The 16,986-nt window shown below is 59.4% G+C and carries 7 protein-coding genes; 1 reads left to right on the forward strand and 6 read right to left on the reverse strand.

Annotated features, from left to right (window positions below):
* Positions 1-199: 199 nt before the first annotated feature.
* Both GY40_RS20540 and GY40_RS20545 read right to left on the reverse strand, forming a co-directional pair.
* On the reverse strand, positions 200-541 hold the full coding sequence (locus GY40_RS20540) for a hypothetical protein (RefSeq protein WP_156116020.1): 342 nt from the start codon (positions 539-541) through the stop codon (positions 200-202).
* Between the two features lie 218 nt (positions 542-759).
* Positions 760-1,662 (reverse strand): hypothetical protein, encoded by a 903-nt coding sequence (locus GY40_RS20545; protein WP_156116021.1) that lies wholly within the window; start codon positions 1,660-1,662, stop codon positions 760-762.
* Between the two features lie 279 nt (positions 1,663-1,941).
* Between GY40_RS20545 and GY40_RS20550 the strand changes: the two genes are divergently transcribed.
* Positions 1,942-4,185, forward strand: coding sequence for an AAA family ATPase (locus GY40_RS20550; RefSeq protein WP_038366275.1), 2,244 nt, complete (start codon positions 1,942-1,944; stop codon positions 4,183-4,185).
* Positions 4,186-4,351: 166 nt separating this feature from the next.
* Here GY40_RS20550 and GY40_RS20555 read toward each other — a convergent pair whose 3' ends face one another.
* The 4 genes from GY40_RS20555 to GY40_RS28510 form a co-directional block, all read right to left on the reverse strand.
* Positions 4,352-5,473 (reverse strand): hypothetical protein, encoded by a 1,122-nt coding sequence (locus GY40_RS20555; protein WP_038366278.1) that lies wholly within the window; start codon positions 5,471-5,473, stop codon positions 4,352-4,354.
* A 274-nt stretch (positions 5,474-5,747) separates the two neighbouring features.
* Entirely contained in the window at positions 5,748-7,067 is a 1,320-nt protein-coding gene (locus GY40_RS20560) for an HlyD family type I secretion periplasmic adaptor subunit (protein ID WP_038366280.1), read from the reverse strand.
* A complete protein-coding gene (locus tag GY40_RS20565; protein WP_248311235.1) occupies positions 7,064-8,800 on the reverse strand; it encodes a type I secretion system permease/ATPase in 1,737 nt (578 codons plus the stop codon). The genes GY40_RS20560 and GY40_RS20565 overlap by 4 nt, the downstream gene beginning before the upstream one ends.
* 73 nt (positions 8,801-8,873) lie before the next feature.
* Positions 8,874-16,112, reverse strand: coding sequence for a hypothetical protein (locus GY40_RS28510; RefSeq protein WP_282568294.1), 7,239 nt, complete (start codon positions 16,110-16,112; stop codon positions 8,874-8,876).
* Positions 16,113-16,986: the final 874 nt, after the last annotated feature.

Genomic DNA, 16,986 nt, shown 5'->3' on the forward strand with positions numbered 1-16,986 from the left:
GAACCGGAAGTTCCGCAGCCACGAGATTGTGGCTTCTGACGCGAGCAGGCTGAGGGCTGAGCCCTTTCACCGAGAAGGCCCTGCTACCTTAGCTGGCAGTGTCTGGTTAGCTTCGGCGCAGTCGTGCCCGCGAGACGTGCCGATGAGCACGACTCGCCGCACCCTTCCCGAAACTCATCCCAGCAGTTCGGATTCAGCGTCACTTTCGGCGCAAAACAGGCGGGCGGCCTTCGAAGCCGCGCGTCCTATACAGGTGATCGAAGCCTTCTTGCTGCGCGCCGGCTGTTGCGAACAGGATGACATCCTGATGCTCAACACAGACAGCGCCCAACTCGGACGCGATCCGCTTCAACCGCCGCAGCGTCTCACCAGGGGGCCAGTCGAGGGCCTCCGCAAACTCGATGAGGTCGAACTCGGCGACGCCACAGCTCCCATAGTTGCCGTGACCATCGGAAGACAGCGTCTTAAGCACCGCGTAAGCGAGCCGATCTTCCGACTCCGTCAGGGTTGTGAAAGCGAACCTCTGTTTCAGGGATGCCACCGTAGCGTTCCTCATGCCGAATCACTCAGGTTCAGAAGCGTATTCGATGTTCTGGAGTGCCGCGTCGCGAAGCCTCTCAAAGCCAACCTTCGAAAGAGAAGCTGCTTCATCCGTCGTACGTTGCTCATGGCGGCGCAGGCGCACCGACTGACGATTGCGCCTGCCCGTTCCTATCCGCGCCTCGATCGAGCAGCGCAGCTCTTACTGCATCGGCGGAGTCAGGCAGCTTGCCGTTGTGCCTGGGGCCTCATCAGGTTGATGTAGTCAGATGGGTGAGGGCCGATGTCCGGATCGGAATGGACCAGGATCGGCAGGAGGTCCGCCAAAACCGGGAGTTGTTGAAGCAGGTGCTCGTCGACAAAGGCATGCTGCAGCACTTGCAACCGGTCGAAATTCCACGTGCCCAAGCCGTCCGACAGGAGGTGCCGGTCATCGGTTTCCAGAGAATCCCATGGATTGAGGCGCTCGGGCGGCTGGCCATCGCGCAGTCTCCAAATCGCGAGATAGTCGCGGGAGAAGACCACGCGTGCGCCGTCGGCTTCGACCCAATAGCCGTAGGGCAGATAGAGCCGGGTCGGCAGAAAGAGCGGCGGCGGCTTGCGCGGCGAAACATACTCGAAGTTTCCGACCATGCTCAGCGCCCTGTCGGAGATCGCGTAGGTGGGGCTGCCAAAGCGCCTCAGAATGACGATCTCGCCGTTACGACCGGGGGATTTCAGCGTTCCGATCGCACCCGTCTCCCGGCTGGCCACGAGGGGCAGGCTGCTGGAACGCCAGCAGGCAAGTTTGATCGCGATCTGCTCCTCTAACCGAGTTGGCCGATCCCCTGTCAGTCTCGCGCTGGGCAGATGGAAGTGAATGTCGCTATCCGGCAGGTTCAGGCTCTGAGAAAGCGACCGGATCAGGTGCGTTTGGCGCTCGACAAACTCTTCGAGCGTCAATTGCTGATCCAGGGCGCATAGAGGTCCGTCCGCGGCCTGATGCTCGAACTGAAACCAGTCGCGATAGCCGCAAGCTTGAGCGAGAGCCTGGTGCACGCGGCCTAGTGGGACGCCAAAGGCTCCGGATAGGCGCTTTGCCGCCTTCTTCGCACGTGTTGTGTTCGGAAAATGCAGTCTCATACCAATCTCCCAAGGGCGCTAATCATGGGTCGGTCCACTCGCCCTGCGGCGCGCTCGAAAGAGTGCCAGGGACAAACAGCCGTACTTGCCCCGGAGGCTTCACCACGTGGACGGTGCGGGAGACTGCTCCGCTGCTTCTGATGGTTCGTGAGTCGGAGAGATTCGTCAATCGCTGAAGTTTGCCCTCGTTCGCCTGTGGATTCCCTTGGGTGATCCTTGCCGCGCCTTGAGATTAAGCAATCTCGACCGTAGCTTCATCCCAGAGGTGGAATAGGGCTGATGCTTCTCAGGTTTAAGTCCGTTGAACAAATTGGTCGTTTCTCGAAGCTTACACAGAGGGCGGAGCCATTGGCCAAGCTGTCTTTAGTGTTCGCACTGAACGGCCATGGAAAGAGCACGCTGTGCTCAATCCTTCGGTCAGCAGCTGACGGGAAGTCCGAACACATCACGGCGCGCCGGCGGCTCGGGGCTCTAGCAGACTCCCGGGTAGAGTCGCTCTGGGCAACTGGGACGTTCGCGTACAGCGCGGGAAAGTGGAACGGTTGTCCGGGTAAAATCCACATCTTCGACCAGGAGTTCATCTCGAAGAATCTTCACGTCGGAGACAGTGTAACCCGAGATAACAAGAGAAGCTTGCTGCCCATCGTTCTCGGCGATCACGGCGTGGCTCTGGCGAACCAAGTCAATGCTTTGGACAAGGAGCAGCGTGACGTCGACGACAAAAGGCGTGCTGAAGCTCGCATCATCATGGCCCGTTGTAAGGGGATCTCGGATGCCGAGATGGCTGCCTTTTGCAAGGCCGAGGTGCCCGCTGATTTAGGGGAGAAGATTCGAGGAGCTGTCCAACGCGTCGAGTTGGCTAAGCAAGCCGCCGTAATCAAGCAGAAGCGTAACCCGAACCCGCTTCCGCTCGGCGACCTGGGAAATGTCGCCGAAACGCTCTCACAAACGCTGGACGGCGTGAACGAGAACGCTGCCGACCTCGTGGCTCGGCACCTGGCGACACATCATCTGGGTGAAAAAGCTCACGCCTGGCTGGAGTATGGGACGCGCCATTCGCCAGTAGCGGAGTGCCCATATTGCGCGCAAGGTACTGTTGGTTTGCCGTTGGTCTCTGCGTATCGAGCGTTTTTCAGCGAGGCCTTCAAGCAGCTCAAAGAGCGGATCGACGAGGTTTCGAACATACTCGATCAGCTTACGTCCGCGGCACTCGAAGAGCGGATTCGGATCAATGATGCCGAGTACGCATATTGGGCCAAGGTTTGCGATCTGCCATCGCCGCCCAGCCTTAGCGCAATGCAGCAGGAACTCGTCGGTGCGGCGCTCTCTCGGTTGAAGGCGGTCGTCAACATCAAGCGCGGCAATCCTTTGGAAGCGTGCGGGTTTGGCGATGACAGCGAAAATATCGAGCGGGCTCTCGGGTTGCTCGCCGCATACAATCATCAGGTCAGCGAAAGCAACGCTATCATCGAGGCTGCTCGCGCCGAAACGGATGAGGCCGATGTACACCGCGTCGAGAACGTGCATCTGAAATGGCTGGCAATGGAGGAAAAGGCGAGCGAGCCGGTTAAGTCAGCTGTAGCTGCCTACTCGGCCGCTGAGACCAGGCTTGAAGCGATCCGGGGAGAGAAATCTACCGCTCAGGCGGCGTTGAAATCATACACCCAGACGACGATGGATGCCCGCCAGGCCGCCGTAAACGATCTGCTGAGCGATTTCGGGGCGAGCTTCCGGATCGTCGATGCGAAAACCAGCTTTGCTGGTCGCGAGCCTAACACCGAATTCGCCTTGGAACTCGGCACCCATAAGGTCAGGGCGGGGGACAAGTCGGCGACTGAGCCAAGCTTCAAGACAGTGCTCAGCAGCGGCGATAAGACGACGCTCGCATTGGCCTTCTTCATCGCGCAGATCGAAGCGGATCTCGATCTGAAGGACGCGGTGGTCATTTTCGACGACCCATTCAACAGCCAGGACATGGATCGGCAGTTTCAAACCACCAGCCATATCCGATCCGTCTGCGAGAAGGCATGTCAGACGCTCGTCCTTTCCCATGACCCGCGCTTCCTGCAACTGATCGAAAAGAACGGTCGTCATCTTCCGTTGCGGACCTTCCAGCTACGGAGCAACGATGCCGGAGAAGGGACCCTCGCTGCATGGAGCAGCGATGATGAGCTCAAGTCCCTGTATCTGCAGCAGTCGCAGGCGATACGTGAGTATGCCTCGCACCAGAATTTGTTGCCTGGACTAACACTCAACAGCGTCCATCAATCCATCCGGCCATTCCTGGAAGATTATCTGAGGCTTCGCTTCCCGGGGCGGTTTCCAGATCAGTGCTTCATTTCTGACATGGCGGTCGAAATTCAAAAGGCTGGGTCTAGTGATCCGATGGCGGCTCACGTGAGCGACCTTTTTGCCCTGAATGAGTACACGCGACCGAATATGCATGGCGGCGGGACAAACCCGCAGCCGACAGAGCTACGAGCGCACTGCAGGAAGGTCGTGGCTATCGTCGGGAGCTATTAGGATCGATTGCCAGACTGAACATGGACACCGCAAAAGTTCGTCTTGCGACTGGCGCATTGCCCCACAAGGCCCTTGTTTGACCATGGCTACGCGACCGGTGCGATCTGCGGAATCGACCTCGCCGCGCGTCCTGCCCGCCGGATGGGGTCTCCGCGGCGCCGGCGGTTCAGCTCTCGAACAGGCGACGCCGGATCGTCGGGTTGATTGGAGGGCGCAATTCCATCGTCGGATCCAGGCGCGCTGCCTCAAGCTCCGCCTCGGTCACGGCGAAGGGCAGGAAGCTGCCGTCGAGCCGCCGCAGCGAGGTGAAGAAGCGCCCGTCGTCCGTCATGACGCTGGCGGGATCCTGCTGGGTGTAGAAGCCCAGCATATGGGCCCGGCGCTGCGGATCGTCGTGCTTGGCGAGATAGGGGTCCCAGTGGCGCGGACTGCCGAGCCGGGCGACGACCGCACGCAGTGGCATGTTCCAGAAATAGTCGACCCAGGCCGCGCTCGGATCGCGGACCGTCTGGTCGTAGAAGAGCTGGCCGACAAGCTCCGAGAACTGCCGCGGGTGAAGTGCGTTTCCGTCGAGATAGGCGTAGCGCTGTGTCAGGAAGCGGCCGTGGATGCCGCCGTCGAACAGGCAAATCAGGCCGACGCTGCCGCTGCGCAAGGCAATGCCGGCCAGCATCGCATTGTCGATCAGGTCGAAGGCGCCGATGCGCTGATCCCGCTCGTCGATCCTGAAGCGGTAGAGCGTGTAGGGCGCTTCATAGAAGAACTGCGGAACGGGCGGATCGTCTCGGTGGCAGGCGACCATGCTCTTGCCCGTCGCGAAGCAGCGCAGGACCATCCCGCAAAAGCGCTGGCCCTCCAGCACCTCGGTCGGCAGGATCCGCCCCGGTGCCGGATCGTCGCGCTGGCGATGGTCCTGTGCCGAATGGCTCTTGCGCGCCAGCAGCCAATGGATCTTGCCGAGCCAGAACGCCAATACGGCGTCATCCACCCTGGCCAGCGCGGCATAGGGGTCGGGATGCGTGAAAGCCGGAGCGAGCCGGCTCTCGATCGCTCCGAAGCGCTGATTGTTGCAGCGGGCGCAAATACCGATCTTCACGCTGCGATAGCGCTTGTCGATGAAGTTGGGAATGGTCAGACGCTGGTTCAGCAGGTCGTGCTTCTGCTGCAGCCAGAGCGGGACGATATGCTCCTCGGTATGGACGTATCGCTGCGCTGACCGGCCGCAAAGCGGGCAGTGCGTGGCAATGTCGCGCAGGCGCAGCACATCGCCGATCATGCGAAGCGACATGGCCGGATCGTCCCCGTCCCCGTTGAACCTCCACCCGATTATGGGCCAACTCTGGCTGCGGGGCCCACAACGAATTTGAGCCACCCGAAGCAGGACACTCCCGGAATCTGCTAAGGGCCACCCTCGACTGCTTGACTGCCAGCCTCAGCAGACTGCCCAGAAGCAGAAGTTCCAGACGTCGGCTAGGGGCCAGAGCGGGTCCTTGGAATAGACCGATCCCAGCGAGAGACCGGTACCATTCGGCATCCACGAGCGAGCGGCCGCTGTTGAAATCTCACCTTTCTCTGAACGCCTTGGCAATCTGATCTCTGAGCGGCTTGATAATGTATTCGAATGGCGTGCGGTCTTCGGTCTGAACGAAGACGTCCGCCTGCATGCCGGCGGTGACCCGCTGGGGCGCAAGGCGAGCATATTCCTCGGCCGGGACGGAGACCCGTATTGTGTAGAAGGTCGCGCCGGTCTGCTGGTCACGCGTGGTATCGGCCGAGATGCGACGGACCGTGCCCCTGAGCTCCGGCGTCGTGCGCTGGTTGAAGGCATGCAGCTTGATCTGAGCGTGATGGCCCAGCACGATCTGGTCGATGTCTGGAGGATTGATCCGGACTTCGAGCTGCAGAGAATCCTCGGCCGGCACGATCAACATGGCCGGTTCCGCCGGTGAGATGACGCCACCGACGGTATGGACCGCGAGCTGGTGCACGAAGCCGCCGCTCGGAGCCTTGATGTCGATGCGTTTGAGTTGATCCTCTGCAGCGACGCGACGCTCGGTGAGCTCGGCGGTCTTGCCCTGGATCTCGCGCAGCTCCTTCATCACCTCCTCGCGCAGGACTTCGTCGATCTGGATGATCTGAAGCTCGGTCTCGGCGATGCGCCCCTCGGATTGAGCGACCGAGGCGATGAGCTGGCCCTTCTGGCCGTCGAGATTGGCCGCCTCGCGCTCCAGAGCAGTCTTGCGGCTGATCGCGACCAGGCTCTTCTCATAGAGCCCACGGACGCCGGTGAGCTCTTCCTCGATCAAGGCCGCCTGCCGGTCGCGCGCGACCTGCTGTGCCTTCAAACCAAGGATCTCGTCCCGCAACTGGCCGACGCGCTTGAACAATTGCGCCTTCTGGCCGTCACGAGCCGAGCGACGCGCATCGAACAGGCTCTGCTCGGCTGCGATCAGCTCCGCGACCTCCGCCTCGCCTTGGCGCGCGCGAAGTTCCGGTGCAACGGCAATCGCAGTCTTCCTGTCCCGTTCGGCCTGGAGCCGGGCGCGGCGCGCGGCGAACTCATCGAGCTGCTTCGTGATGATCTGCAGGTTGGAGCGCGTGACGGTGTCGTCGAGCCGGATCAAAATCTGGTCCTGCTCGACCCTGTCGCCGTCATGGACTCTGAGTTCGCCGACGACCCCGCCGGTCTGATGCTGGACCTTCTTGACGTTGCCGTCGACGACGAACTGCCCCGTGGCGACAACGGCTCCGGACAGCGTCGTCGCGACGGCCCAGACTCCGACCGTGCCGGCAAACAGCGCCACGCCTGCGCCGCCCACGATCGCGAGCCGTCGCAGCGCCCCGCCGAAGTCCGGCTGTTCGATGGCTGCCTTCTCGCTCATGACGCCACCGTTTGGCGCTGGACGCTCGGCAGACCGCCCTGGCGCATGACCTTCTGGAGGATCTCGTCCTTGGGCCCGAAGGCCTGGATGCGACCATCGGCTATCATCGCGATGTGATCGACACCAGCGATCGCGGTCTGGCGATGCGTCACGACAATCACGATGCCGCCGCGCTCGCGAACACCGAGCACGGCGCGGGTCAGCGCTTCATCGCCATCATGGTCGAGATTGGAGTTGGGCTCATCGAGCACCACCAGGAAGGGATTGCCGAACAGGGCACGTGCCAGGGCGACCCGCTGCCGCTGCCCGCCTGACAAGGCTGCGCCGCCTTCCCCGATGACCGTGTCGTAGCCGTTCTCCAACTTGATGATGAGCTCATGAGCTCCGGCCGCCCTGGCCGCGGCGACAATCGCGTCATCCATCGCATCGGGAAGGAAGCGACTGATGTTCTGGGCGACGGTCCCATCGAAGAGCTCGATGTCCTGTGGCAAGTAGCCGACATGCCGGCCAAGCTCTGCCGAATCCCATTGCGTGATCGCGGCACCGTCGATCCGCACTTCTCCCTTGAGCGGCTTCCAGACACCGACCAGCGCACGAACCAATGTCGACTTTCCCGAAGCGCTGGGGCCGATGATGCCGAGCCCCTGCCCTGCTTCGAGTTTCAGCGAAGCGCCGTGCAGGATCGGGTTCTGGCGGCCGGGCGCGGCAACGATCAGGTTCTCGGCCGTGAGGCTCTGGGACGGCTCAGGCAGCGCTGTCTTGCGCTCACCCGCGAAGGCCGGGGAGTCGAGCACCTGCTTCAGCCGGGCATAGCCCTGGCGCGCTCCGACAAAGCCCTTCCAATGTGCAACTGCGGTCTCGATCGGCGCCAAGGCCTTCGAGGTCATGATCGAGGCCGCGATCATCGCGCCGCCAGAGACGTCGCCATGGATCGAGAGATAGGCGCCGAGGCCCAGAACTGCCGATTGCAGCACCATGCGGAACACTTTTGCGAAGGAACCGATCCCGCTGGTCGAGTCGGAACTCGCCAGCCAATCCCTGACATGGCGAAGGTTCGCTTCATGCCAGCGGCGCTGGAAAGCTGGCGCCATACCCATGGCGGTCAAGGCTTCGGTGTTGCGACGGCTGGCTTCAGCGACCGCCTGGCGCGCTCCCGCGCTGGCCATATGCGCCTTGGTCGCAAGACGGCTGCTGCGTTCGGTCAGCCAGGTCAAAGACAAGATGATGATGCCGCCACCGATCGCGAGCCACCCCAGCCAGGGATGCAAGATGAAGCAGCCGGCCAGGAAGATCGGCATCCACGGCATGTCGAACAGGGCGGTCGGGCCCAATGACGACAGGAAAGCCCTGATCTGGTCGAGATCACGGATCGGCTGCATCGCTTGCTCGGTACGGAAGCCCATCAAGGGCAGGCGCTGTGCCGCCGCGAAGGCCGCCAGCGAGACCTGATCGTCGAAGCGCGCCCCGATCCGCGCCAGCATCCTGACCCGCACGGAATCGAGGAAGCCTTGCAGGACATAGGCCGCCAGCAGGAGCAGCGACAGGCCGATCAGCGTCGGCACCGAACGCGAGCTCAGCACCCGGTCATAGACCTGCAGCATGTAGAACGAGCCCGAGAGCATCAGCAGATTGATCAGGCCCGAGAAGATCGCAACAGCGATGAAGGCGCCGCGGCAGGACGCGAAAGCCTGGGCGACGATCGAGTGGGACGAGGCGGACGCAGGGCGGCTCACGGGATGCGCTCAAAGATCATGAATCGAGACAAAGAGCCGGCGCGGAAGGCCCGCGCCGGCCGTGATCGCAACCTCAGACGAAGCGGAAATCGTCCTGGTGCAGGTTCGACATCGCGACGTTCTTCAGCGTGATCGTGTTATTGGCGTCATAGGCTATGACCGTGTCGGAGCCGACCTGGCTTGCGGCGGCCAGGACGGACGAAAGATCCGCAAAGACCGCGTCGTCGAACTCGATCACGTCATCCGTGCCGGCACCCGCCACGAAGTCCGTGATCGTGTCCTTGCCGAAATCGGATCCAAACACGAACACGTCGTTGCCGGCGCCGCCGGTAAAGACGTTGGCGCTCCGACCACCGGTCAGGATATCGTCATTCGCGGACCCGACCATCTCCGGAACTTCGATCGTCAGGGAGACGTCGGCGCCAGCACCGATGCTGCCATCGTCGCGCGTGTAGCTGATCGTTCCGGTGACGTAGGAGCCGTCCGGGCGCGGCACGGAATCCCCCGGTCCAGCTGTCAACGAGATCGAGGAGATGCCCCATTCGGCCAGGGTTTTCAGCTCGCCAGCGTCGGTTTTTCCGTCCTGATTGATGTCCTGCCAGACACGGAACTCGCTCCAGCGCTCGTCAGAGCTGTCGAGCACGTCGTCACCATTCGTGTCGAACGCGATCCGGAGACCTTCGAGGTCGGTCTTGCTGCCTGCCGCCCAATTGGTGAAGGCGATCTCCTTGGCCTGGTCGATCACGCCGTCGGGGCCAGCATCTCCCCCTTCTGCCAGATCGATGACCAGGAAGCCATCTTGCGGACCTATCCAGGCCGTCTGTTGACGCACGCCGTCGCCGTCCCAATCGAAGGCAGCACTCGAATCATTGAATCCGATTAGGTCGAGCCCCTGCCCATCCAAATCCAACGCGATCGGGGCGGCGGCATAACGGATGAAGCCCCAATCATCTCGTGACCAAGCAAAATCGAGATAGCCCCAGGCGTTGTAATGCCAGTAGACGTAATCCCACCACTGCTCGTTTCGGGGATCGTAATTCTCAACAGTGCGCGACCCGTCGTCATAATTGACATGCTTGTCGTTTAGGCGCCAAGCCCAATCAAAGAATTCAATGACCGTTGACCAGTTTTGCTGGTTGGCAGGGTCATAGAAATGTCTTTGATGCGAGCCGTTATCGAAATCGATCGCTCTCGACACATGTCCAGACCAATCGTGGATATCCTGCCACGAGGCCCAGTCGCTGGTATTATTTACATCCCAGTTTTGATACTCGCGACGGCCATCGTCCCAATTGATAGCACGATAGTAAAGTCTTCCCGCAGAATCGTGAATATACTGCATCCAGCTCCACGAATCGGAACCAGAATGATCCCACCTTTGTTCTTCGATTCGCCCATCATCCCAAGCAATATAATGATATACTAGACGGTCATATACATCAAAATTGTAAACCAGATGCCACCAGCTTTGAACATTGCTCTGGTCCCAATTCCAATCGGTTCGCGTTCCGTTATCATAGTGGGCCCTCTGCCAGATAAGCCTGCCCGCAGTGTCATAGGTTTGGACGATATGCCACCAGTCCTGGGTGTTGCTTTGATCCCAAGACCAGCCATTTCGTGTGCCGTCGTCGTTATAAGCCTCCTGCCATGTCTGCCGGCCCGCAGCGTCGAAGGTCTGCACCAGATGCCACCAGCCTTGCACATTGGCTTGATCCCAATGCCAAACGGTTCGGTTACCACCGTCGTATGAGATTTCCTGCCATGTCTGTCGACCGGCGGCATCGAAGGTTCTGATTAGATGCCACCAGTCCTGTGTATTGGCGTGATCCCAAGTCCAGTCGGATCGGCTTCCATCGTCGTAGAAGGCTTGTTGCCAGATATGTCGGCCGTAAGCGTCGAAATTCTTGTCCAGCCGTGACCACGACTGAACGTTTGAGACATCCCACTCCATCGTGGAGCGAGTGCCGTTGTCGAATTTTGTCTCCTGGCTCAGCTTTTGACCAGCAGCATTGAACTCATCCGTCCGCATCGACCAGTCTGCTGTACCAGCGGCATCCCAATAGAAATCCGTCCGCGTGCCATTGTCATTGATATTGACCTGTTTCTCCAAGCGGCCGGCGACATCATAACTCTGAACATAGGAAGCCCACAGCTGCGTGTTCGCAACGTCCCAAGCATAAACCGTGCGCGCGCCGTTCCCGTGGAAGGTCGTACCGCTCGTTTGCCGCGATTGGGCATCGAAGTTCTTGACGTAAACCTCGACGCCACTGGCCGCGTCGGCATCCCAGCCCAACCTCGTTTTCGAACCGTCAGCATTGTCGATATTCCAGGCGACCGCCCTGTCAGTGCTGACGAAATAGTCGAGATCCGCAGCCGTTACCGTCTTGTCAGAGAACTCGAAAATCTCGATGGCAGCCAGATCGGTGCCGTCGGGCGAGCCGACGCGTTTGTCGACGATCGTGAAGCGATCGATCGCCACCTGCAGCGTGATCTCATAATTGGTCCTCTCACCGGACAGAACGACCGTGTCGATGCCGTCGCCCCCGTCGATGACATCATTGCCGCCACCGCCGATCAGGCGGTCATTGCCTGCGCCGCCAAGGAGGACATCGTGGCCCTCCCCGCCGTCGAGTATATCGTCGCCGTCGCCGCCAGTAAGCTGATCGTCTCCTGCGCCGCCCAAAAGGGTATCGTTACCGGCACCGCCGTCTAGGACGTCATTGCCGGCACCGCCGATCAGTTGATCGGCGCCTGCGCCGCCCCAGAGACGGTCGTCGCCTGCTCCGCCATCGAGGATGTCGTCGCCGTCATCACCGTAGAGTTCATCGGTCCCGACCCCGCCATAGAGCTTGTCGACCCCGGCTCCGCCACGCAGCGTGTCGTCGCCGTCATCGCCATACAGCTCATCGTCGCCGTCATCACCGTTCAGCGTGTCATTGCCGGCCTGACCATGGAGCAGGTCGTTGCCGAGACCACCATTGAGAACGTCGGTTCCTTCGCCACCCTCCAGCCGATCATTGCCGGCGCCGCCGATGAGAATATCGTCGCCCTCGTCGCCGAGGAGCAGATCGTCGTCATCGCCACCGTCGAGCTGATCATTGCCGGCTCCGCCGGCGAGCTCGTCATTTCCGGCGCCACCACGCAGGATGTCATCCCCTGCGTCACCCCAGAGTTTGTCGGCTCCGGCGCCCCCTTCAAGCGTGTCGTTGCCATCTCCTCCATAGAGGCTATCGACACCGGCACCGCCATACAGCTGATCTGCGCCCGCAGCGCCGCGCAACTCGTCGTCACCGTCATCGCCATAGAGCGTGTCGGCCCAACTGCCGCCGAGCAGGATGTCATTGCCGTTGCCGCCGCGTAGCGTGTTCAGGCCCTCGCCACCGTCGAGCACGTCATTGCCGTCACCGCCGTCGAGCTCATCGTCGCCTTCACCACCGAAGAGCCGGTCGTGACCAGCTCCGCCGTAGAGCTTGTCTGATCCATCTCCGCCATCGAGCAGATCATCGCCGTCACCGCCATAGAGCGTGTCGACGCCCGCTCCGCCGTAGAGGGCGTCATTGCCGGCATCGCCCTGCAGCGTGTCGGCCGAGCTGCCGCCGATCAGGATATCGTTGCCGCTCCCGCCGCGGAGCGTGTTCCGGCCCTCGCCTCCGTTGAGCTCATCGTCCCCATCGCCACCATCGAGCTCATCGTCGCCTTCGCCGCCGTAAAGCTGGTCTGCGCCTGCCCCGCCATAGAGCTTGTCGACGCCAGCTCCACCGTAGAGCGTATCGTTTCCGGCTTCTCCATAGAGAGTGTCGTTGCCGTCCTCGCCATAGAGCACATCGTTGCCGGCATAGCCGACGAGGATGTTGTCGCCGGTTCCGCCATAAAGGCTGTCGGCCCCGAGCGTGCCATAGATGCGGTCATTGCCGCCCATGCCGTTGACGAGATGGACGTTGTCATCGGCATAGATGATGTTGTCCGCTTCGCCGTAGATCGTCACGCTCAGCGTCGTGTCGTAATAGATCGTCTGCTGAACGACACGGCCCTGCGCGTCGAACTCGGTGTCGATGGCCGTCCAGGTCTCGACCGCAAGGCCGTCGAGATTGAGCTGGCGATGTCCGCCATTGGCCAGGGCGTAGCTCTCCACGACCTGCTCATAAGGCGTCAATTGCCGCCACAGATCGGCTCCAGCGACCGAGGTTCCGCTCTTCAGATACTGGAAGCTGTCGACCGCCGACTGCGTCAGGAAGAAATTCTGGACGATGACCTCGCCGCGGCCGGTCTCGACGAACTCCTCGAACGGCCGGTTCTCGTAGATGCCGCGCCCTTCCTCATCGGTGCCGATGAGCACGGGCCGGAGGATCGTTTGCATCGCGCCCGCTCGCGTCGTGATGACGAGATCCGCGCCGCGCCGGGCATAGAGCGACCCTTGCTGGTCGATGCTCACGCCGAAGCGGACGATGTCGTATTCGGACGCCGAGTTCGTCGTGGAGGCCACAATCGTGTCGCGTGCCTCGGTCGCGTCGATGTCGATCGTATCGTTGCCCGCACCGCCGATCAGGGTATCGGCGCCGCTGCCGCCGTTCAGGTAGTCGTCGCCGTCACCGCCGACCACCAGATCGTCGCCGGCGCCGCCATAGAGCGTGTCATTGCCGTCACCGCCATTGATCCAGTCATGGCCGGCTCCGCCATCGATGGTGTCGTCGCCGGCGCCGCCGACCAGTAGATCGGTGCCCTGGTGGCCGACAATGCTGTCGTTGCCGGCGCCGCCGTCATAGCGCAACACGGATTGGATCGCCTGGCCGCTAAAGTTGACGTTGTCGGCACCGTCGGTGCCGATCTGATGCAGCGTGGCGCCCGGGCCGAAGGCGTTGTCGATCTTAACGACGTGGCCGCCTTGGCGCAGGATCAGCGTATCGGGGTTGTTCGGATCGAAATCCGGCGTCCAGGCCAGCTTGTCCGCGATGCCAAGTAGATGCGCCGTGATGCCTCCGCGGAAGTCATTGGCCGAGCCCTGATTGAGGCCGAGCTCTTGGGCGCGCAGTAGCGTAACCAGCCAACCGGCCGCGAATTCGCTCTGAGGCTGCGCCGCGATCAACGTGTTGATCAGCGACACGTTCTCCAGATAGTAACGATAATCCTTGGCAATCTGGACGTCGAAGGCGAGTTGCACCATGCCTTCGTCGCGCGACGCATGGAAGGCGCGGCGAACCACCACATCGCCGCCGACCAAACTAAGACCGGCCAATGCAGCATTCTGTGCATAGGCGATCGCAGCCGTCGTGTTGTCCTGATTCAGCTCGCCATTGTTGCCGACCGGATCGACGGCGAAAACATAGCGCTGGTTCATGTGGTTGACGAAGTAGCCGACCTTGGTCGGGCCATACTCCGCGGCGGCCACGGCCTTCACGCCTAGTGAATCCAGGAACGCGTTGATATTGTTGGCGGCGGTCTTCGCCATCGTGTCGGCAAAGATGATCTTGCCACCATCCATGACGAGCCAGTTCCCGGTCGTCATGCGCCCTGTTGCTTGATCCAGGATGATATCTGCCGTAGCGACGTCATCATTGTCGGTAAAGACATTACCAAGCATCGTGCCGATGATCTGACCGATTGCCGAGCCGATGAATGGTCCAATGATTGGAATAGCACTGAATACCGCAGCGCCGACTGTGGCGCCAATGCTCGACATGGCCGAACCAAAAAGGGCCGCCTCTTCGCTTTTTGCTTGAACGATCTTTTGGCCAAGTTGGGATCCGAAGTAAGATCCCAGCATATTTCCGATGTTGATTCCCATTTGAGAAAAGCCGAACCCGTCTGAAAGTTCAGCAGCCCTCATCAGGCCAGTAACGGGGTCTCGAACCAGATTTCCTAACGCCATATTCGTTACGTTTGTCAGGAACTGATTTCCAACTGTGTTACCTACAGTTGTAAATAAACCTCGCTCAAACCCCTCAAGGCCGAGCGCGTCGGCAATCTCTCCGACAACGAAGGAACTCAAATAGCTGGTGATCTCACCGCGAAGATTGTTGCCCAGCTGACCCGCAAGTGTTTCGAGAGAGCCACCGACAGAAGTTGTCAGCGTAGAGACACCATTCTCTCCCACGACGAGCGATGTAACATCAAATGCTGATTTACCGCCGGCGAGAGCGGCCCCGAGATTGCCTAGCAAGGTGGAAAGCAGCGCCGAGCTGCCAATTTGGAGAACGACGTTATCGCCCGCTAACGCCCGTCCCAACTGTGAGCCTAACGAAGCCCCGATGGAGCCAGCCAATATGACCGCGCCGCTGGGCTGCTCGACAGACATGACCTCATCTGCCGAGTTGATATTTAGTTTGAATTTCAGCGAGCCATCAGGGTTGAAAAAGTCCTCAATACGAGAGCCGTCGGGAGCCCAGCTGGCCTCTTTGACTAAGGTTCCATTTTCGATGGTACGGCGGACGTCATTCTCATACTCAAACTCTCTGCCCGTGTCCGCCCATTTTGCGACCACTCGGTCGCGCACAATAACGGTATTGCCAAACGCATCCGGCTCGCCTGTCAAAAAATGTGTGTCTCCAAAATTATCGACGATGTAGGCACTGCGCGCGATCCCGTCGCTGTCACGCCAAGTAATCGCCTCATTGATAGCTTGGTATCCTAAATCGGCATTGTAGCCGAATAAATCGGGATGCTCGAAGGCGAGTCGATCAAGCTCATCGCCGATAGACCAATTGTGAACTCGTAACCCTCCAGCAATGTAAGTATGAGTGTCCTTCACTTCAAAATTGTAAGTTTTCCAGCCAGTAACCTCGCGCGGAGCAACCGCGAGACCATGTTCATCGCATCTCACCAACCGTGTTACAGGTTCAAATTCTACGCGCTCCGCACTAAGTCTTAATCCTTTCTCTGAATTAAAGTGCACAAGCTCATACTCGACATCGACGGCGTGCCCATCTGCGCCAATAAATTTCTCGTTCAATAATAGCGCTTTTCTGGCTTCCATAAATCGGCCAGACGCCGTCAGGATGACGTGCCCCGGCGTCAAATAGATAGTAGCTTCATGATCTACGCGGCCGCGAACAGAGAGTGCGATAATTTCTGTTGTAATATTCTCGAAAAGACGAACAACTTTACCAGGGACAATTGGCGACTCTATCGCGTCACTCAACCTAAGAGAGCCCTCTCCGGAGAAAGTAGCAACCAATTGTCCTGGCTTGATCAGCTCAATTGGAACGGTGGATCCGTCAGGTAACTGGATCGGGGTCCCGGCCAAAAAGCATCTAGCCGCCTCGTAGCTATATCTGTGCGGACCAGCCTGCGTGTCGGCCAATGTATCATTCACCATGGCATTATGTTCTGGGCCGTCATCCACGTTTGCAATCGCGTGCATCAATTCATGATTTACGACATGCTGAAGAGTGAAAGGGACCCAGGAACCGTCTGTGGTTTGATACTGTCTAATATTTGGATCATTTGTATTAATATTTACGATACCTACTCCAAACATATATCTGCCACCTGATTCGGCTCCGTTTGGATCTGTCGTAATTACAATTGTTACGGTAGACGGTACAGAATTCTCCAAATAGAATCTAAAACTTTCTGCAGTTGCGATATTCGCCAGCGTAACAAGGACGTTATGAGCAGCTTCAGCGTCCGCCACATTTCCGTCGGAAAATCTTACGGTGGTAATCACGCCCCTAAGAGATATTACAGCGGTACGATCTTGAATTAGAGCTCTAGCCGCAATCATTATCGCAGCGGCCGCAGAAGTCTCAGACATGGCGCCATCTACCTTTGATAGACTGGGTTAAACCACGAGATTCGGATAAAGACCCTTCAAGTACGAAAGGTCAGAGGCATCACTCGTCGAGATTCCGGGTATTTCTTTGCCAATGATCAATTCCTGGAGATATACATTGCCGTTATCAAGTTTTTTATCATGCATAAACGAAGCATATGCCTGATCTGAGATAATCGTATTGGCAACACTCCTAGTAATTTTTGGAATGAGGAGTACAGATATGCCAGAATACAGGACGACTTCACTCCGCATTATAACCAAATTCGCCTCATAAAACATATCGCGCGACACCCCTCGTTCAAAATCGGAGCGGCGCGCCTCACTGAGATCGTCAATAATTTGGAGCTGACATATATACTGAATTAGATTCCCAATTCTTTTAATCTCCATGAGGTCGCATTTTGATTTAACGAAC

Origin of the sequence: Allobosea sp. UNC402CLCol (genome assembly GCF_000745475.1) — a bacterium.
GTDB classification, from domain to species: domain Bacteria; phylum Pseudomonadota; class Alphaproteobacteria; order Rhizobiales; family Beijerinckiaceae; genus Allobosea; species Allobosea spartocytisi.